We start from the raw sequence: 16,907 nt of genomic DNA, 5'->3' as shown, positions 1-16,907 counted from the left end.
AGCAAGCGAGGGAGAGCGACCATGAGCGACAACGGGCGTGACCATTTCGAGATCCCCAAGTTCGAGATTCCCAAGGATATGCGGTCGATGGCGGAGGCGAGTTTTGAGCAGGCGCGCAAGGCGTTCGAGCAATTCGTGACCAACGCCAAGGACACCGCCGGCAAGATCGAGGAGCGCAACGCCACGGTGCGCGCCGGCGCCAAGGATCTTTCGACCAAGGCGCTGTCCTATGCCGAAAAGAACGTGCAGTCGTCGCTGGACTACGCCGAGGCGCTGCTCAAGGCCAAGGACCTCAGCGACGTGATGCGGCTGCACAGCGAATATGTGCAGGGCCAGATGCGCTCGCTCGCCGAGCAGGCCAGCGAGATGGGCCAGGCCGTCAGCCGGGCCGCGATGGACGCGGTCAAGCCGAAGAACTGACGAGGCGCATTGGCCGCGGCCGACCCCGGCGCGTTCAGCCTCGGTCGGCCGCGGTAATCTTTTGTTCCGCCAGATAAAAAATGTGGCGTCGCACGCGATCTTACGTTGCGTTGCACAAAATTGACATGATATGGGTGTTTATTAGGCGCGCCCGACGAAGGGCACTCCCGTGAATCAAGGCAGCGTGATCCATTTCAGCGCTCCCGGCCTGATGGGCTCCGGGACGTCCGCAATGGTCACATCTACTCACCCGTTGCGAAGGATTACACGTATGACCAAGCCGTCCGATCCGTTTTCCGCCTCGATCATTCCGTTTGAAGTTCCCGAGCAGATGCGCGCGTTCGCCGAGAAGGGCGTTCTGCAGGCCCGCGACAGCTACGCCAAGTTCAAGGATGCTGCCGAGACCCACAACTCGACGGTCGAAGCCGTGTTCACCTCGGTGAGCAAGGGCGCCAGCGAGTATTCGGCCAAGCTGATCGAGTTCTTCAAGGCCAACACCACCTCCTCGCTCGACTTCGCCCAGGAGCTGTTCAGCGTGAAGTCGCCGACCGAAGCGGTCGAGCTGTGGACGTCGCACGCCCGCAAGCAGTTCGAGACCTACACCGCGCAGGCCAAGGAACTGGCCGAGCTCGGCCAGAAGGTCGCCAGCGAGACCGCCGAGCCGATCAAGGCCAGCGCCTCGAAGTTCTACAAGCCGGCCGCCTGATCGCCGCCGTTTGGGAGACCAGCGAAAGGCCCGGGCCGAAGCGGTCCGGGCCTTTTTGCTGGACACGGCCGTCGAACGGCCCGACATAACAGCGGAAATTGGCGCGTTACGGCCTTGCCAAAGCGCGGCGTTGCACCTAGTTTCCGCCCGAAATCGCCGCCCCGCTTGAGCGGGCCGCGCGTCAGGATGCAGTTGTAGCTCAGTTGGTTAGAGCGCCTGTCTGTGGAACAGGAGGTCGGTGGTTCGAGCCCACCCAACTGTACCATCCGCAAGATCACTCAGCGCGACATCGCAAGATCAGACCATAGCAAGGTCGCTCGCCCTTGTCGCCCGGCGTGTCATCGCGTCCGCTTGCACTTCTCTGTCCCGTCACCCAAACTGACTGACACGACGCCTTAACGACGCCTAGTGACACCTTTGGGGGGATGCATGGGGATCGCCGGTTCAAGGAGTTTTTCGTTTGCGTTGATATCATCCGTCGCCCTTGCAGCGCTGCTGCTGCCGGGCCGAAGTGAGGCCTATACGCCGGACCAGCAGCAGGCCTGTACGCCCGACGCGTTCCGGCTTTGCAGCCCCGAGATTCCCGACGTTGATCGCATCACGGCCTGCATGATCAGGAACAAGGCGCAGCTCTCGCCGGCCTGCCGCGTATTCTTCCGCGCGGGTCCCGAGCCGCGCGAGGCGAGCGAGCGCGTGGAGCGGCGGCCTGCCAAACGGAAGGTCTCCAAATCGCACAAGGCGAAGAAGCCGGCCCACTGACCTGGCTCTCATCGCGCGCAGGCGAGGGGTCACCAGCTTGACGCGTGTCGTCGCGCAATCGTGCGCTTCGCGCGAAAATGCGCATTAGATCGCCTGGCTGCGATTTCAAGTCGGTCATGCGCGACAGACTGACGCCTTGTGACGCTGTCACGCAGCATCATCTGTTGGGCTTGTGTGGTTTGCCAAATCCGTTCCGCCTGTGGAACGGACGGAGTGGGACGCGTGAGCGAATACTACAAGCAAGAGATCGATCGACACTTCGCCTGGTTCGAAGCCAAGCTGCCGGAAAAGCCGGCGCGCTTCGTCGCGTGGCTGCGCAAGCCGTCGTCGCGCTATGTGCGGATTCCGCTCGCGATCCTCCTCATCATCGGCGGCATCTTCAGCTTCCTGCCGGTGCTCGGACTCTGGATGCTGCCGCTCGGACTCCTTTTGTTCGCGCAGGACGTTCCGTTCCTGCAGAAACCGACCGCGCAATTGCTCGGCTGGATCGAGCGCAAGTGGATCGAGCGCGAGCGCGCAAAAGCTGCCGGAAAACGCTAGGCCCTGAGTCAAATCAAACGCTTAGCGCTTCCATTTGCGGTTGCGTCATAAATTCGGTGTGACTCAAAAAGCAAAACGCACCGGTAATCTTGGCCACTTTGCGGATTGCAAGAAATTTTTTCTTTCGCGAATCAGCGTGCTGATTCATTTTCGCCTCCTGGGGTCAATCTGGAGGCCAACGTATGAACGTGATTGTTTTCGCTTCGCGTAAGGGGGGCTCGGGAAAAAGTACCCTGGCTGCTCACCTCGCCGCGCAAGTGCACAAGGCAACGAAGCCCTGTCTGCTGATCGATGCCGATCCGCAGGGCTCGCTGACTCTCTGGCACAAGCTGCGCGGCACCAACGAGCCGGCGATCAAGACGGCAGTGAACTCGGTCAGCGGGATCATTGCCCAGGCCAAGCGTGACGGCATCGAGTGGGTGTTCATCGACACGCCGCCGAACCTCTCGGCCGTGGTCGACGACTCCATCAAGAACGCCACGATGGTGATCATTCCGGCGCGGCCCGGCGTGTTCGACGTCAACGCCGTGCAGGAAACCATCCAGACCTGCCGCTCGATGCGCAAGCCCTATGCCGTCGTGATCAACGGCGCGCCCGCGCAGCGTGACGGCGCTGAAAGCCGCATCGTCGCGATCGCGCGCGAGGCGCTGGCGAAATTCCGCGCACCGGTGTGGAGCGGCCAGATCACCAACCGCGCCGATCTTCTGATGGCGCTCGGCCAGGGCGAAGGCGCCCGCGAATATTATGCGGAAGGCCGCGCTGCCGCCGAGATCAATCGACTGTGGGCCGCGATCGAACGCTCGATCAAGGCGATCCGCGGCACGGCGTCGGCGTCCGGTACGATGCACAAGCAAGCGGCGTAACAACGCCGCTTACGTTCGAAATGGAAAGAACGCGCGGCACTCGCGCGTTTTTTGTCGATTGATGGAACGTCATTCCGGGGCGATGCGCAGCATCGAACCCGGAATCTCGAGATTCCCCGATGCGCAATTGCGCATCTGCGGTCTGGTGCTTCGCACCATCCCGGAATGACCAATTCGGCGGCAGCCCTCACGCCACCATCAGCAGATAGAACACGATCACCGGCGCCAGGGTCAGGATCACCGACCAGATGCCGACAGCCCATAAAATATCCTCGGTCGTAAAGCCCGGCTCGGCACCCGGCCTCACGGCAACAAACCCATTCCTCGAATTCACGACGCCCCCGCGTTGGTCTTGGCAATGCGGAAGGCTGTACGCGAGCGGATTTAAGATCCCGGTCGGAATTTCGCGGGCATTTGCGCGCGGGTGCTACTTCGGATTAACCACAGCCCCGCCGGTCGGTCGCGTTCGGCCGGGGTGCCGTTCGCTTCAGTGCATTGCTCCGTCCCGATCGCGGATTGCGCCGAGATGCTCGTTGATCCGGAATACGATCAGGATGAACTCGGCGGCGATGCGCGAGAACACGATGCCGACGAAGACGCTGGCGATCGACGCGAGCAACTGGATGAATCCGACGAACGGGCTGATCGCCATCGCCGTGAGGCTCCACAGGATGCCGGAGATCCCGAACAGCACGATGACCGCGATCACCAGCCAGTAGAACGTCTTGATGATCGTGGGCGTGATGAAGCGGTCCCACTGAAACAGATCCTGGAAATCGAACATCATGGTTCTCCCGGCCAGCCGAATATGATTCGCGTCGCATGCATCCTACTGCGTCACCGCCGGCGTGATCACTTCATCCCGGGAGCCTGCGCCGCAGGCGTCCGTCGGGACGAGGCTTTCGCCGGCCAATGGTTCGGCACGGCGCCAGGCGCCTCCGCGACCAGAGGGATCGATACCGCAGAACCCCAAACCATCTCGCCTGCGCGAGCCCCGGACCGGGCGCCGGCAGTCCAGGGGCGAGCTATGCGAGTGGGCCGGTTGTGATTGCCGCAAATAACGGCCACAATCGGGCTTCCCTCCGGCATATCCTCACCCAATGACCACGCTGACCTTCGAAGACTTCAAGCCCGGCCGCTTCGGCACGTTCGGCCCGCGCCACGTTTCACGCGAGGAAATCCTCGCCTTTGCCGCCGAATTCGACCCGCAGCCGATGCATCTCGACGAGGAGGCGGCGAAGAAATCCATGCTCCGCGGCCTGTCGGGCTCGGGCTGGCATCTCGGCTCGCTGATGATGCGGATGCTGTTCGACGGCTTCATCCGCCGCACCGCCTCGCTCGGCTCGCCCGGGGTCAACGAGATGCGCTGGGTGGCGCCGCTGCGTCCGGGCGACGATTTGACGCTGGATGTCGACGTCGTCGAGGCGCGCGTCTCGAAGAGCCGGCCCGAGACCGGCATCGTCACCTTCAAGGGCACCATCCGCAACGCGCGCGGCGAGATGCTGTGCGAAATGGAGTCGCCGATCATCATCAGCCGCCGCGACGGCGCGAGCGCATAGGAGAGGTCATGCGCTTTTTTGAAGATATCGAGATCGGCGCGCGGCGCGAGTTCGGCTCCTTCACCTTCACGCCTGAGGACATCAAGCGGTTCGCCGCGCAGTTCGATCCGCAGCGCTTCCATCTCGACGAGGAGGAGGGGCGCAACTCGCTGTTCGGCGGGCTCGCCGCATCGGGCTGGCATGTCGCCAGCGTCTGCATGAAGCTGCTCGTCGCCGATGGCAAGCGGCTCGCCGCGGAAGCCGCCGCGCGCGGCGAACAGATCGCGGTCTGGGGGCCCTCGCCGGGCTTCCGCGAACTGCGCTGGATCCGCCCGGTGCTGGCAGGCGATACCATCAGCTTCACCAACCAGGTCGAGACCAAGCGCACGTCCGAAAAGCGGCCCGAATGGGGCATCCTTCAGGCCCGCAACACCGGCGTCAATCAGTGCAACGAGGTGGTGTTCTCGTTCCTCGCCACCGCTTTCGTGCCGCGGCGGAATCCCGGTTCCTGATGTTGCCCGCGCGCCTCTGATGTTGCCCGGACGCCATGGTTAGCGGATGACTTCTGCTGCCGACGCAGTTGTGCGTTGCGTGGAACTCAGTTTTTGCTAACGCATTCTGAACCTTTGTCCCTGCCTTATGGTTTGAGGGCACGGACATCTGGCAAGAATGACTGGGGATACCATGGCAGATCGCAGCGCGCTGAAACTCGTCGGCATTATCTTCGCGACGGTAACGGTTGTGGTGATGCTGGCCACCGGAATGGTCGTGAAGGGCTTTGCCGACGGCAATTATTCCTTCGAGACCACCGCGAGCATCGACCGCTGATTGACCGTCTGTAACTGCCGGCGCTCGAGGGAGCGCAGGTGGCGTGCATTTGCGCTTTTCAATGTGATCTGTCGGCAGGCTGCGTCACATTTCTTCCAAGCTTCAGTCTAAAGCGCGATGAGATTAGGTTGAATCGTCATCGCGCTTTAGCTCTTTGTTTGAGCATGATCTTCTCGGAAAACCGCTTCGCACTTTTCCGGTTCATGCTCTAACGATTCCAGATCAGCACCATCACGACCGTCGCGGCTGCCAATATGCCGATGAAGCGGATCATGATCGTGCCGATGCCCTGATGCGGCTGGCGCAGCGGAATCGGATCGGCGGCGTTATCCGGCCGGACGCTCTGCATGACTTCGTCTCCAAATGGATGCCCGGGCAGGGCGCGGTCCGAACGCGAATTCCGGATTGGACGCGGGCTCGACATCCCAAGTTCAAATCGGTTTCTGCAAAAATTGACGTCGCGGAGTTTACACCGCGCTGAATAACGAATCGTTCTGCGCTGAATCAGGCCGCAAAGCGAAGCCGCCGCCCCCCGTTCAGGAGGCGGCGGCGATCAGTTTGGGAAACTGAGTTGTATCAGCTGTTGCGCAGGCCGTCGGCGGCGCGCTTCCACTGCGAGACGTTGTCGGCGATCATGCGCGTCGACTTCATCGCGGCCTGGCTGAGCTGGGCATAGCCGGAGATCTCGCGCTGGACGCGCTGGCCCTCGGCATGCAGCAGGTCACGCAGGCTCTCGAGCTCGCCGATCAGCTTCTCGATCTCGGCGAGCGAGGTGCCGGCGACGCGCTGGATCAGCGAGTTGACGTTGCTGACGGTGGCATCGGTGTTGGTGTCGGTCGGCGCGGTCTCCGGGCTCGCCACCGGCCGGCGCAGATAGGCGATATCGTTGCGCACGAAGTCGCGGATGCCGGCTTCGACTTCCGAGACGGCGGCGAGGTTGGTGTCGACCTCGGACGTCGTTTCGACTTCGGTTTCCTCGGTACGGTTGGTGGCGTTCATCGGCTTTCCCCTTGTTCGCAATGGCGAAGCGCGGCTTGTCCCCCGCACGACGAATTGATGAAGTTACGGACCTATCAGTGCCGCCGAATTTGACCGCATCTGGGCCAAGTTGCGGCAATGCCTGATCATTTAGCGCGATAGAGCTAACAGACCGTTCACCATGAGCGCTTGTGGCCGGCGCTGATGCTCTTGTTGGTGGTGCCCTGGGAGGTCTCGCCGACCGAGCCGGAGACGGTAACGCCGTCGAACAGCTTCTGCTCGGCGCCGATCCGGCGCAGCCATCTGTCGTCGGAGGTCGACAGCGTCTGGCCTGCGGTGATGCTGGTGCCGGTGTCGTTAACGGACAGGCTCGCCGACTGATCGGTGTCGTAGCTGCGCGAGGGGTGGCTGATGATGCCGGGCACCGGGACCACGCCCTGCTGGATGAGGTTGTAGCCGTTCTGCAGCGTCAGCGAATATTGCTCCGACAGCGGCACCGACTTGCTCAAGGAGGTGCCGACCTTGCTCTGGTCGGCGGAGGGATCGACCCGCGCCTCGACCGAGGTCTTGTCCCAGATCGAGGCCACGCCGCCGGTCGAGATCGCGGCCCAGGCCGAGCCGCCGGACTGCGGCAGGCTGCCGCCATTGGCGAGCCGCTCCGACAATTGCTCCGACGTCGTCATGGTGCCTTGCCTTGCGACCGTCATGTCGGCGCCGATGCGGGTGTCGAGGAATGGCGAGATCGACTGCTTGACCGACACCGCCGACGAGCCGTTGGCTTTGTTGTTGGTCGACCAGGATGGATCCTTGCCGGCGACGCTGGCGGGCCTCGCCGCACGCTTCGGCGCCAGCGTGGGCAGGCTGGTGGAATCGGTGTCGAGCTGGCTCCAGTCGAGCTTGCTCTCGTCGATGTCCTTCAGGATGTCGGCGTCATTGGCATTGGCCGCCGGCGGCTCCTCGTCGGCCGCAGCCTCGGCGTTATCAGCTGCGGTATCCTGGGCGGCGGGAGCGATCTGCCATGGCGGGGTTTGCGCGGCGGCCGGCAGCGCCATCGCCAGGCTGAAGCCGGCTGCCAGCACCTGCAGCCTTGCCCAGCCAAATCGTAATGTGAAAGTCATTCCCAGCCTGCAAATTCCAGAGCCGCAGCATGCATTGCCGTGGCGCAAAATTGTGGCATCGGCGCTCTGAAAGCAAGTGATCAACGCGTGATCGTCATGTCCGGGACAAACGCGCGGCGCGTCCCGAGCGCGGCCGTTCGGGGCTGGCAAAACAGGCCGCCGCTGCCGGGGCAGGGGCCCCGGACATGACGAAGGCGTGAAATCGAAAAGCCGTCAGACCGCGATGCGCGGCAGATGGATCGGGTAGCCGACGGTCTGCTCGACGAGGTCGAAACTGTCGACCAGCACGCGGAAGCTCGTCAGCTTGCCGGCCCTGAACTGCGCGAAATGCGCGATCCGGAGCGAGATCGGCTTGTTGGAGTCGAGTGCCGTCAGCGAATAGCGCAGCATCGAGGCTGCGGAATCCACGCCGAGCATGATCTGTTCCCGGTCGAAGCGGTGAACCCTGAGGTTCTCGCCGATCTGCCGGATCACCTCGAGCACTGCGGCCTTGCCGCGGCGCGCGCCGAAAAAGGAAAACAGGTCGATCGGCCCATAGATGGACCATTCGACCTCGTCGTCGAGCAGCGGCTCGATATCTGCAAGCTGGCGTTCGTTGATCGCGCGATGCAATGCGCGCGAAAAACGCCAGAGACTATGCTCTGTCATTTTGGCCTTGTCCTGAAACTGGATTTTCAAACGCAAACGGATGGCAGGGGGTCAGCGCCGACGCCTTGCCAGGTTGCTGCACATCGCTATTGCGGCCTGAAATAGTGCGGAACGGCAAAAACGCAAATGACTTTTTTGCAATGCACAATTGCGCGGAATTTTACCGGAATGTGACCGCCGACCTCTGGATTCTGGTTCTGACGCGCTTTTTTGATGCGAACCGGCATCCACCCCGCACCACGTGCGGAGCAGGCTTCGCGCGAAAACGCTCCGGTCGCCGCAATTCAGCGGTCGCGCTGCCGCACCGGTTGCCGCTCGATCACGATCTCGGCGTCGCGGATCGCCACCACCGCGAACAGCAGCGCGCCGCCGATGCCGCCGATCGCGGCGCCGAGCGGCATGAAGGTGAAAAACACCAGTGTTCCGCTGTCGATACCAGAGGTTCTGGCCAATCCGATCCAGCTAAGCCCGGCTCCGATGCCGAAGGCGGCGCCGCCAAGGGCGCCCAGCGCCAAGCCAAGCACAGCGAGCAATGCGACTTTCATGGTGATTTCAGCCCCGACCGCAACAAGCCCAGTAATAAGTCAGCGCCGGGCCGTCGAGGTTCAACGCCGGCGTTGCGAATTTGCCTGCACGATGTCGTCGTGCCCGGTCAGCGCCGCCGCGACGTCGCGCTCCAACACCTGCTGGACGAGGTCGAAGGTGTCGATGATCTCGCGGATCTCGGTGATCTTGCCGTCGCGTAGCGTGTAGAACACCGCGACGTCGAACTGCACCACGCGGGCATTGTTGCGCTTGCGGAAGAACACGCGCAGCTGCGCGGCGACCCTGTCGCCCTGGGTCACCACGATCGGCGCCTCGTAGCGCATGTCCGAATAGCGCTCGTGGATCGTGGTCCACATCTGGCGCAGCGCGGCCTTGCCGCGGTGCTGGCCCATATGCGGAAGAATGTCGATCGGGGCGTTGGCGAGAAACGCGACGTCGTCGCTGCAGCGATCGAGCGCGCCCTCGATGCCACCGGCATAATAGACGTCGAGGAAGTTCAAGACGCGCTGCCGGTTCAAATCCTCGCCCATGATCGACTCCGCCGGTCCGACTCGCTCTGGCCCGGCATTGTGAACCGGAGCATTCCACAATCAAACAACATATGTTTGACGCGCGAGACGCGATTAGGTTCGGCAACCAGCGCGTGCATTGTGGCACAAAATGCATGCGGCGCGCCGGTTCGCGCAATGCGACGACGGGCGGCTGTCGCGGTGCAGGCGGCGGTTTATTCCGCGTCTGCGCCGCTTAAATCTTCGCGCCCGCGGCCTTGCCGCGGCGCCGCCGGCCCGTATGCTTCGCGGCGGAAGGCGGCCGAACAGAGCCGCCCCCGATGGGGAGAGACCAATGAAGCGCATCACCCACTTCGCCGCGATCCTGTCGCTGCTGGCATGCCCGGCGATCCCGCCCGCCTTCGCGCACACGCCGCAGCAGCCTGCCCACCAGCTCTACAATGAAGGCGACCTGAAGCTCGAGAGCGGCGAGGCGATCAAGGATTTCTCGATCTCCTACGTCACCCACGGCACGCTGAACGCGAAGAAGTCGAACGCCATCCTGATGGTGACCGCGATCTCGGGCAATCATCACCGGCTCGATTTCATGATCGGCCCCGGCAAGGCGCTCGACCCCGACAAGTACTTCATCGTCTGCACCGATGCGATCGGCAACGGGCTGACCACGTCGCCGAGCAATTCGAAGGCGCAGCCGCGGATGCAGTTCCCGAAATTCGCGATCCGCGACATGGTGGAATCGCAGTACCGGCTGATGAGGGAGAAGCTCGGCATCGACCATGTCGTCGCCGTGGTCGGCCCCTCGATGGGCGGCATGCAGGCGCTGCAATGGGGCGTCAGCCATCCGGACTTCATGGACGCGCTGGTTGCGATGGTGCCGCTCGCGAAGACGCCGGCCTGGTCGGTCGCGGTGATGGAGGCCTCGCGCAAGGCGATCATGAACGATCCCGCGTGGAAGGACGGCAATTACGAGGCGCCGCCGGAGAAGGGCCTCAAGCTGTTCCGCGATATCGTCGCGCTGCTCGCGGCGCGCACGCCCGACATGTATGCGGCGCAGTTCAAGTCCGGCCCCGACGTCCTGCCCTGGATGGCCGAGCAGGAGACCGCGCTGTGGAAGCTGTTCGACGCCAACGACTGGATCTACCAGAGCTGGGCCTATGACCGGCACGATGTCGGCACCACGGCCGGGTTCGGCGGCGACACCGCGAAGGCGCTGGCGTCGATCAAGGCGAAGACGCTGATCCTCACCGGCACCAAGGACCTGCTCAATCCCGAATTCGAGCCGAACCAGATAGCTAAGAACATTCCCGGCGTGACCATCAAGACGATCAGCCCGGGCACCGTGACCGGCCACGCTTCGGCCGGCGGCTTCTTCCCGGCGGATGTCGAGTTTCTCAACCGCGAAACCGGGGTGTTCCTCGACGGCGTGACCGACGGCGGCAAGAAACTGAACTGATCGGCTGAGTCGGCCGCGTCTCGCAGACGTGGAGCACGCGGCGGGCAGCTGTCCGCGAGTTAATGAAACCTCCGCCCGCGCGCCCGGTTGGTTCGGCGTGGGCGACGCATCCGCAATCAGGAGTTCCGTATGAGAAACACCATGCCGCTTGCCGTCGCCGCCCTGGTTGTCTCCAAATAAATCATGCGAGCGCGCACCGCGCGACGGTGAGCCGGCGTCGACGCCGGCCACGAGGCCTTGAGCTCCTCCGGGGCCGGCCGGTGAAATCGCGCCGGCTCGCTGTCGCGGTGCGTTCGACAACAGCCAATCCGACGGCGCCGCCTTGCCGGCGGAGGGGTCGATGGTGAACCGCTTCGTCTTCCCGGAACCGGCGGTGCCGCTTCGCCGTTGATGCGGCAGCATTGCATTGGAGCCGCATCATGAAATCGATTGTTCTCGCGTCCGTCATTGCCGTCAGCGCGTTTGCCGCGGCGTCACCGGCCGACGCCAAGGGTTGCATCAAGGGCGCGATCGTCGGCGGCGTCGCCGGTCATTATGCCGGCCATCACGGCATGCTCGGCGCCGCCGCCGGGTGCCTCTACGGCCGCCATCACGCCAAGCAGCAGCGCCAGCAGCAGCCGCAGTCACAGCCCGCGCAGCAGGAGAAGCTGTAGGGTCAGTTGTGAAGCCACGCTCCGGGAACGTGGAAGCCACGTTCCTGGAACGAAGTCTCGTTCCGGGAACGCCGCCCGCACCGGCCGCGTTGTCTCCATGCGTAACGGAGACGATGATGACGAAACCAAAGACAAAGACCATCCAGCCCGTTCCCGACGACAACAAGAGCCACAAGGGCCCCGGCAGCACCCCCAGCGTTCCCATCGACACCACCAAGGGCCATCGCGACGACGAGAAGCACAACATCCGCGAGCAGGCCGCGCACGGCAATCTGATCCAGAACACCAGCAACAAGCGATCGGGGTAGGGCGCGCGGGCGCGAGGCGGCGCCACATCCTCAGGCGTCGTCCTGGCGAAAGCCAGGACCCATTACCCCAAATGCGAATTGTTGCGCGACACTGGGGCCGCGGTCCTGCCGACAACCAAAGCCGGTGGTAATGGGTCCTGGCTTTCGCCAGGACGACTTCCGAATATGTGGTTCGGCCGGTGCGTCATACTTCCGCATTCTCGCGACATGATTGGCCCGAGCTTTGCGCTTCCCTTGCGCGCTGTTGCCGATCGGCCTTATCTGCGAGCATGCAGATCAGGGACGAACGCCCCGAAGACGCCGCCGCGATCAGCCGCATCACGGCGGCCGCCTTCGCGAATGCGCCGCACAGCAGCGGCACCGAAGCCCGCATCGTCGAGGCGCTGCGCGCGGCCGACGCGCTGACGATTTCGCTGGTGGCTGTATCCGACGACGGCAGCATCGCCGGCCACATCGCGTTCTCGCCGGTGCAGATCGATGGCGTAGCCGGACGCTGGTACGGCCTCGGCCCGGTCTCGGTCGCACCCGACCTGCAACGGCGCGGAAGCGGCGGCGCGCTGATCCGCGACGGACTTGCTCGTCTCGTGACGCTGAATGCCGACTGCTGCGTCCTGCTCGGCGATCCCGCCTATTATAGCCGCTTCGGCTTTGTCAGCGATCCCGCGCTGACCTATGGCGGCGAGCCCAGCCCGTACTTTCAGCGGCTGGTGCTGAAGGGCGATCCGCCGAAGGGGGATGTGAAGTACCATGCGGCGTTCGATGTGACGTGATCAGGTACCGCCTCAAGACGACGTGACTTACGGCAGCGTCATTTCCTCGATCCGCGCCGGCACCGCGCCAAAATCGCTGAACCGGGCCCAGTTCGGCCGTATCCGCACATAGCCGATGTTCGGCCATGTCTCGCGCTCCGGCCCGTCGGGCCACGCCGCGAAATACACCTGCTTGCAGGCGATGAGCTCCGCGCCGCTCGGGAAGTCTGCGACGCCCTCGACCTGCGCGGTCTGCTCGGCGTCCCAGCCGATCACCAGCGCCGCGCGCGGATCGGCGCGGAGGTTCTGGTATTTGCGCGAGGTGGTCAGCGTGTCGAAGATGATCTCAAGATCGTCGCTGACCGCGATCCCGACGACCGCCGCCTGGGGCGCGCCATTGTGAACCGTGCTGACCACCGCGAGACGATGCATCCGCAGGAAGGCGAGCAGCTCGGCGCGCGTCATGATCTACCTTTTCTTCCACCCGCCCCGTTTCCCTGGCGCGCCGCCGCTCGACCGCGGCGACGGGCCGAACTCCGGCCCCGACTGCCGCGAGTCGGTCGGCTGGATGATGCGGCTCGTGGTGCCGAACGGCTTTGCCGGCAGCGCGCCGCTGGGGCGGAAGGGCAACGATTCCGGGCCGTGCATCTCGTCGAGATCGGGCTTGTGGACGCGCGAGCCCGCCTTGCCGCCGCGGCTTGCCTTGAGCGAGGTCTGCGCCGACTTGTTCTTCAATGCGCCGACCGGCAGGTTGGCGGCGTCGCCGTATTTTCGGGTGCCGGCATAGGCGCCGGCCTGCTTCTGCACGTTGCGCTGCTTGGCGGTGGGGTCGTCGACCACGGCCATCTCGGTGGCGCGCAGCCGCTTGACCTCGTCGCGCAGTCGCGCGGCCTCCTCGAAGTTCAAATCGGCCGCGGCCTCGCGCATCCGCGTTTCGAGATCGCTCAGCACGGCCTCGAAATTATGCCCGATCGAGATCACGTCATCGGCCATGCCGCCGTCGCCGATCTCGACCAGCACGTGGTCGCGTTCGTAGACGGAGTTGAGGATGTCGCCGATCGACTTCTTCACGCTCTCCGGCGTGATGCCGTTGGCCTCGTTGTACTCGACCTGCTTCTCGCGGCGCCGCGTGGTCTCGGCCATCGCGCGCTCCATCGAGCCGGTCATGCTGTCGGCATAGAGGATCACCTTGCCGTCGACGTTGCGCGCGGCGCGGCCGATGGTCTGGATCAGCGAGGTCTCGCTGCGCAGAAAGCCTTCCTTGTCGGCATCGAGGATCGCGACCAGCGCGCATTCGGGAATGTCGAGGCCCTCGCGCAACAGGTTGATGCCGACCAGCGCGTCGAATGCGCCGAGTCGGAGATCGCGGATGATCTCGATGCGCTCGATGGTGTCGATATCAGAGTGCATGTAGCGGACGCGGATGCCCTGCTCATGCAGATATTCGGTGAGGTCCTCCGCCATGCGCTTGGTGAGCACCGTGATCAGCGAGCGATAGCCGGCTGCCGCCGTCGCGCGCACCTCGCCGACGAGATCGTCGACCTGGGTGCGGGCAGGGCGGATGTCGACCGGCGGGTCGATGAGGCCGGTCGGACGGATCACCTGCTCGACGAACACGCCGCCGCTTTCGTTCAGCTCCCAGCCGCTCGGCGTCGCCGACACCGCCACCGTCTGCGGCCGCATCATGTCCCACTCCTCGAAGCGGAGCGGCCGGTTGTCCATGCAGGAGGGCAGGCGGAAGCCGTATTCGGCGAGCGTCGCCTTGCGGCGGAAGTCGCCGCGGAACATGGCGCCGATCTGCGGCACGGTGACGTGGCTCTCGTCGGCGAAGATCAGCGCGTTGTCCGGCACATATTCGAACAGCGTCGGCGGCGGTTCGCCGGGGCGGCGCCCGGTGAGATAGCGCGAATAGTTCTCGATGCCGGCGCAGCTTCCGGTCGCCTCCATCATCTCGAGATCGAAGGTGGTGCGCTGCTCGAGTCGCTGTGCCTCCAAGAGGCGGCCCTGGTCGTTGAGCTGGTCGAGGCGCATCTTCAATTCTGATTTGATCGACTTAATCGCCTGCACCAGCGTCGGGCGCGGCGTCACATAGTGCGAATTGGCGTACATCTTGATGAATTCGAGCTCGTCCTGCTTGTGGCCGGTGAGCGGATCGAACTCCTCGATCGTCTCGATGGTGTCGCCGAACAGGTTCACCCGCCAGGCGCGGTCCTCATAGTGCGCCGGGAAGATGTCGATGACGTCGCCGCGGACGCGGAAGGTGCCGCGGGTGAAGTCGGCCTGGGTGCGCTTGTACTGGAGAGCAACGAGGTCGGCGATGAGCTGCCGCTGATCGATGCGCTCGCCCTTCTTCAGCGCGAAGGTCATCGCGGTGTAGGTCTCGACCGAGCCGATACCATAGATGCAGGACACCGAAGCGACGATGATGACGTCGTCGCGCTCGAGCAGCGCGCGCGTCGCCGAGTGGCGCATGCGGTCGATCTGCTCGTTGATCGAGGAATCCTTCTCGATATAGGTGTCGGTGCGCGGGACGTAGGCTTCCGGCTGGTAGTAGTCGTAATAGCTGACGAAATACTCGACGGCGTTGTCGGGGAAGAAGTTCTTGAACTCGCCATAGAGCTGGGCGGCCAGCGTCTTGTTCGGCGCCAGGATCAGCGCCGGACGCTGCGTCGCCTCGATCACCTTGGCCATGGTGTAGGTCTTGCCCGAACCGGTGACGCCGAGCAGCACCTGGGTGCGGTCGTTGCGGTCGATGCCCTCGACCAGTTCGGCGATCGCGGTCGGCTGGTCGCCCTTCGGCTGATAGTCGGACTTGATCTCGAAGCGCACGCCGCCTTCGGATTTCTCCGGGCGCGGCGGGCGGTGCGGGGTCCACACCCGCATCGAGCCGTCGTCCTTGCGGAACTCCGGGCGGCCGTCGCGGATCAGGTTCTCCAGCGCGTCGGCGGTCGCCTTGACGCCGAGCGCCTCCATCTTGCTGCGCGGCGGCCGCGCCAGGGCCTCCTCGTCGTCCTCGGCGGTCGGCAGGCCGAGCTGCCGCGCCAGTTCCGGATCGAGGGTCGGGATGGTGGCCGAGGTGCCGTAATTGGCCTGCGGGGCCTCGCCGAGGCCCGAAGTATCGCGCCTTGCGACGTCCTCGCTGGTCTCGCGCGTCGACGCCCGCGCGCGATGCGCCGCGGCCTCGCCGCCGGCGCGGCGGTCCCAGGAATTGTCCGGCGGCGGCTGCAGGCCGGTGCCCGAACCCATGCCGGCATCGCCGCGGTTGATCGCGGGATTAAGCAATTCGGCAAGCGCGGGCCCGATCGGGAGGACCTCGGGCCGGTGTGCTTTGGATTTGGGGGTTTTGCCGGGCTTTTTCGGAGTGTTCGGTGTCTTCGCCATGCCCCGAATATGGGACGAGTCCGGCAGCGAGAAAAGGGCAAACGGCGGCCGGATAGCTGCGCGGGCGAGGTTGCTGACAGCAGGGTGTCAGCAGGGGCGCGCGGTCGCGGAGTTCAGGCCCGCGGCAGGTCGACGATGTCGAGATGGATCCCGCCGCAGCCGTCGCAGCGCATGGTCCAGTATTCGGCGGCGCGGCCGGGGATCACGCGCAGCAGCGAAAGCGATGCGGCGCATTCCGGGCAGCTGGTGCGGACCTGCGCCGGCCAGACCGGATCCGGCTCGCATTGCGGGACGGCAACCACGACGTTGCCGGTCACGCCGACGCTTCGGCCGCCGGCATTGTCATGCCATAGCGTTGCGGGAACCGGTCGATAGCCCGCTTCGCGTCGGCGATCGCCGCATCCGGATCGGACCACGCAAAGCCGATGTCGAGCGTCGGAAACAGCATGCCATCGATGACGACCGGCCTTTGATCGACCCGTTGAACCCTGGCGTGCCATTGCCCCTTCCCCACTTCGAACGACTTGATCTCAAAACCGCTGTAAATCATGTGCGACCTCGAAACGCCCTTTTCATAGGAAGCACGAGCGCGTTGCGCTAAATGTGAAGCAGTTCACAACTCGCCGGGTTTATTTCCGCCCAGCAAAGGAACCGGGAGAAAAAGTCGACTTTGCTTCGAGCAGCGAGCTCCGCTTCACCTCGCCCCGCGTGCGGCTCTCCGATTCACACATTTTGGAGTCTCAGGGTCGAGCCGTATTTGATGCGCTGGAAGTCGTCGAGGCCCCGGCGCATGGTTTTTGGGCCGGGTTTGTCATAGTAACCGGTCCAGCCGCCAAGACGAGCGATGACCCATGCGGCGAAGGCGAGCGATCCCTTTGAATGCGGGTTCTGTTGGCGCGCGGTTTTGCCT

25 protein-coding genes, 1 tRNA gene and 1 pseudogene are annotated in these 16,907 nt (G+C 64.2%); 13 read left to right on the top strand and 14 right to left on the bottom strand.

Annotated features, from left to right (window positions below; genetic code table 11):
• The first annotated feature begins 21 nt into the window (after window positions 1–21).
• From I6F38_RS26625 to I6F38_RS26605, 5 genes are all read left to right on the top strand, one after another.
• Window positions 22–420, top strand: coding sequence for a phasin family protein (locus I6F38_RS26625; RefSeq protein ID WP_092085090.1), 399 nt, complete (start codon window positions 22–24; stop codon window positions 418–420).
• A gap of 271 nt (window positions 421–691) precedes the next feature.
• The gene (locus I6F38_RS26620) at window positions 692–1,126 is read left to right on the top strand and encodes a phasin (protein WP_225162417.1); all 435 of its coding nucleotides are present in this window, start codon (window positions 692–694) and stop codon (window positions 1,124–1,126) included.
• A gap of 188 nt (window positions 1,127–1,314) precedes the next feature.
• A tRNA-His gene (locus tag I6F38_RS26615) sits at window positions 1,315–1,391 on the top strand.
• Window positions 1,392–1,555: 164 nt separating this feature from the next.
• Entirely contained in the window at window positions 1,556–1,885 is a 330-nt protein-coding gene (locus I6F38_RS26610; protein ID WP_225162416.1) for a hypothetical protein, read from the top strand.
• Between the two features lie 222 nt (window positions 1,886–2,107).
• Window positions 2,108–2,425 carry a hypothetical protein gene (locus tag I6F38_RS26605; protein ID WP_016841357.1) on the top strand — a complete coding sequence of 106 codons (318 nt, stop codon included), beginning with the start codon at window positions 2,108–2,110 and terminating at the stop codon, window positions 2,423–2,425.
• 13 nt (window positions 2,426–2,438) lie between these two features.
• Here the strand turns inward: I6F38_RS26605 and I6F38_RS44070 are convergent, their stop codons facing one another.
• The gene (locus I6F38_RS44070) at window positions 2,439–2,573 is read right to left on the bottom strand and encodes a hypothetical protein (RefSeq protein WP_276573515.1); all 135 of its coding nucleotides are present in this window, start codon (window positions 2,571–2,573) and stop codon (window positions 2,439–2,441) included.
• A gap of 34 nt (window positions 2,574–2,607) precedes the next feature.
• Here I6F38_RS44070 and I6F38_RS26600 point away from each other — a divergent pair, with 34 nt between their 5' ends.
• Window positions 2,608–3,288 carry a ParA family protein gene (locus I6F38_RS26600; protein WP_028336032.1) on the top strand — a complete coding sequence of 227 codons (681 nt, stop codon included), beginning with the start codon at window positions 2,608–2,610 and terminating at the stop codon, window positions 3,286–3,288.
• Window positions 3,289–3,475: 187 nt separating this feature from the next.
• Here I6F38_RS26600 and I6F38_RS26595 read toward each other — a convergent pair whose 3' ends face one another.
• Both I6F38_RS26595 and I6F38_RS26590 read right to left on the bottom strand, forming a co-directional pair.
• Window positions 3,476–3,622 carry a hypothetical protein gene (locus I6F38_RS26595; RefSeq protein WP_162832441.1) on the bottom strand — a complete coding sequence of 49 codons (147 nt, stop codon included), beginning with the start codon at window positions 3,620–3,622 and terminating at the stop codon, window positions 3,476–3,478.
• A 153-nt stretch (window positions 3,623–3,775) separates the two neighbouring features.
• On the bottom strand, window positions 3,776–4,072 hold the full coding sequence (locus I6F38_RS26590; protein ID WP_028340592.1) for a DUF4282 domain-containing protein: 297 nt from the start codon (window positions 4,070–4,072) through the stop codon (window positions 3,776–3,778).
• 316 nt (window positions 4,073–4,388) lie between these two features.
• Between I6F38_RS26590 and I6F38_RS26585 the strand changes: the two genes are divergently transcribed.
• The 3 genes from I6F38_RS26585 (at window position 4,389) to I6F38_RS26575 (ending at window position 5,654) form a co-directional block, all read left to right on the top strand.
• Window positions 4,389–4,847: a MaoC family dehydratase gene (locus I6F38_RS26585; protein WP_225162415.1), complete on the top strand. Its 459-nt coding sequence runs from the start codon at window positions 4,389–4,391 to the stop codon at window positions 4,845–4,847.
• An 8-nt stretch (window positions 4,848–4,855) separates the two neighbouring features.
• Window positions 4,856–5,338: a MaoC family dehydratase gene (locus tag I6F38_RS26580; protein ID WP_225162414.1), complete on the top strand. Its 483-nt coding sequence runs from the start codon at window positions 4,856–4,858 to the stop codon at window positions 5,336–5,338.
• A gap of 172 nt (window positions 5,339–5,510) precedes the next feature.
• Window positions 5,511–5,654 (top strand): hypothetical protein, encoded by a 144-nt coding sequence (locus I6F38_RS26575; RefSeq protein WP_016841369.1) that lies wholly within the window; start codon window positions 5,511–5,513, stop codon window positions 5,652–5,654.
• A 208-nt stretch (window positions 5,655–5,862) separates the two neighbouring features.
• Here the strand turns inward: I6F38_RS26575 and I6F38_RS26570 are convergent, their stop codons facing one another.
• The 6 genes from I6F38_RS26570 to I6F38_RS26545 form a co-directional block, all read right to left on the bottom strand.
• A complete protein-coding gene (locus tag I6F38_RS26570) occupies window positions 5,863–6,003 on the bottom strand; it encodes a hypothetical protein (RefSeq protein WP_225162413.1) in 141 nt (46 codons plus the stop codon).
• Window positions 6,004–6,230: 227 nt separating this feature from the next.
• A complete protein-coding gene (locus tag I6F38_RS26565; RefSeq protein ID WP_050382841.1) occupies window positions 6,231–6,653 on the bottom strand; it encodes a hypothetical protein in 423 nt (140 codons plus the stop codon).
• 155 nt (window positions 6,654–6,808) lie between these two features.
• The gene (locus tag I6F38_RS26560) at window positions 6,809–7,750 is read right to left on the bottom strand and encodes a hypothetical protein (RefSeq protein WP_225162412.1); all 942 of its coding nucleotides are present in this window, start codon (window positions 7,748–7,750) and stop codon (window positions 6,809–6,811) included.
• 213 nt (window positions 7,751–7,963) lie between these two features.
• Entirely contained in the window at window positions 7,964–8,398 is a 435-nt protein-coding gene (locus I6F38_RS26555; RefSeq protein ID WP_026193357.1) for a nuclear transport factor 2 family protein, read from the bottom strand.
• Between the two features lie 284 nt (window positions 8,399–8,682).
• On the bottom strand, window positions 8,683–8,943 hold the full coding sequence (locus tag I6F38_RS26550) for a hypothetical protein (protein WP_137479000.1): 261 nt from the start codon (window positions 8,941–8,943) through the stop codon (window positions 8,683–8,685).
• Window positions 8,944–9,003: 60 nt separating this feature from the next.
• Window positions 9,004–9,474 carry a nuclear transport factor 2 family protein gene (locus I6F38_RS26545; protein WP_057019035.1) on the bottom strand — a complete coding sequence of 157 codons (471 nt, stop codon included), beginning with the start codon at window positions 9,472–9,474 and terminating at the stop codon, window positions 9,004–9,006.
• Window positions 9,475–9,787: 313 nt separating this feature from the next.
• Here I6F38_RS26545 and I6F38_RS26540 point away from each other — a divergent pair, with 313 nt between their 5' ends.
• The 4 genes from I6F38_RS26540 to I6F38_RS26525 all read left to right on the top strand — a co-directional run bounded on the left by I6F38_RS26540 (window position 9,788) and on the right by I6F38_RS26525 (window position 12,637).
• Entirely contained in the window at window positions 9,788–10,906 is a 1,119-nt protein-coding gene (locus I6F38_RS26540; RefSeq protein WP_225162411.1) for an alpha/beta fold hydrolase, read from the top strand.
• A 419-nt stretch (window positions 10,907–11,325) separates the two neighbouring features.
• The gene (locus tag I6F38_RS26535; RefSeq protein WP_225162410.1) at window positions 11,326–11,559 is read left to right on the top strand and encodes a hypothetical protein; all 234 of its coding nucleotides are present in this window, start codon (window positions 11,326–11,328) and stop codon (window positions 11,557–11,559) included.
• A gap of 113 nt (window positions 11,560–11,672) precedes the next feature.
• Window positions 11,673–11,867 carry a hypothetical protein gene (locus I6F38_RS26530; protein WP_038387371.1) on the top strand — a complete coding sequence of 65 codons (195 nt, stop codon included), beginning with the start codon at window positions 11,673–11,675 and terminating at the stop codon, window positions 11,865–11,867.
• Between the two features lie 269 nt (window positions 11,868–12,136).
• A complete protein-coding gene (locus I6F38_RS26525; protein ID WP_225162409.1) occupies window positions 12,137–12,637 on the top strand; it encodes an N-acetyltransferase in 501 nt (166 codons plus the stop codon).
• 27 nt (window positions 12,638–12,664) lie between these two features.
• Here the strand turns inward: I6F38_RS26525 and I6F38_RS26520 are convergent, their stop codons facing one another.
• From I6F38_RS26520 to I6F38_RS26500, 5 genes and pseudogenes are all read right to left on the bottom strand, one after another.
• Window positions 12,665–13,081: a pyridoxamine 5'-phosphate oxidase family protein gene (locus I6F38_RS26520; protein ID WP_225162408.1), complete on the bottom strand. Its 417-nt coding sequence runs from the start codon at window positions 13,079–13,081 to the stop codon at window positions 12,665–12,667.
• Window positions 13,082–13,084: 3 nt separating this feature from the next.
• Window positions 13,085–15,997, bottom strand: a complete 2,913-nt coding sequence (uvrB, locus tag I6F38_RS26515) for an excinuclease ABC subunit UvrB (protein WP_225162407.1) — start codon at window positions 15,995–15,997, stop codon at window positions 13,085–13,087.
• Window positions 15,998–16,110: 113 nt separating this feature from the next.
• Window positions 16,111–16,299 (bottom strand): zf-TFIIB domain-containing protein, encoded by a 189-nt coding sequence (locus I6F38_RS26510; RefSeq protein WP_225162449.1) that lies wholly within the window; start codon window positions 16,297–16,299, stop codon window positions 16,111–16,113.
• Between the two features lie 11 nt (window positions 16,300–16,310).
• Window positions 16,311–16,547 (bottom strand): hypothetical protein, encoded by a 237-nt coding sequence (locus I6F38_RS26505; RefSeq protein WP_038377734.1) that lies wholly within the window; start codon window positions 16,545–16,547, stop codon window positions 16,311–16,313.
• Between the two features lie 173 nt (window positions 16,548–16,720).
• A pseudogene (locus tag I6F38_RS26500) lies at window positions 16,721–16,907 on the bottom strand (transposase); the annotation flags it as partial.

The sequence above is a fragment of the Bradyrhizobium sp. BRP56 genome, from assembly GCF_020194035.1.
GTDB classification, from domain to species: Bacteria; Pseudomonadota; Alphaproteobacteria; order Rhizobiales; family Xanthobacteraceae; genus Bradyrhizobium; species Bradyrhizobium australafricanum.
The sequence above is the reverse complement of the archived record's forward strand: the minus strand, read 5'-3'. Positions and strand labels throughout refer to the sequence as shown.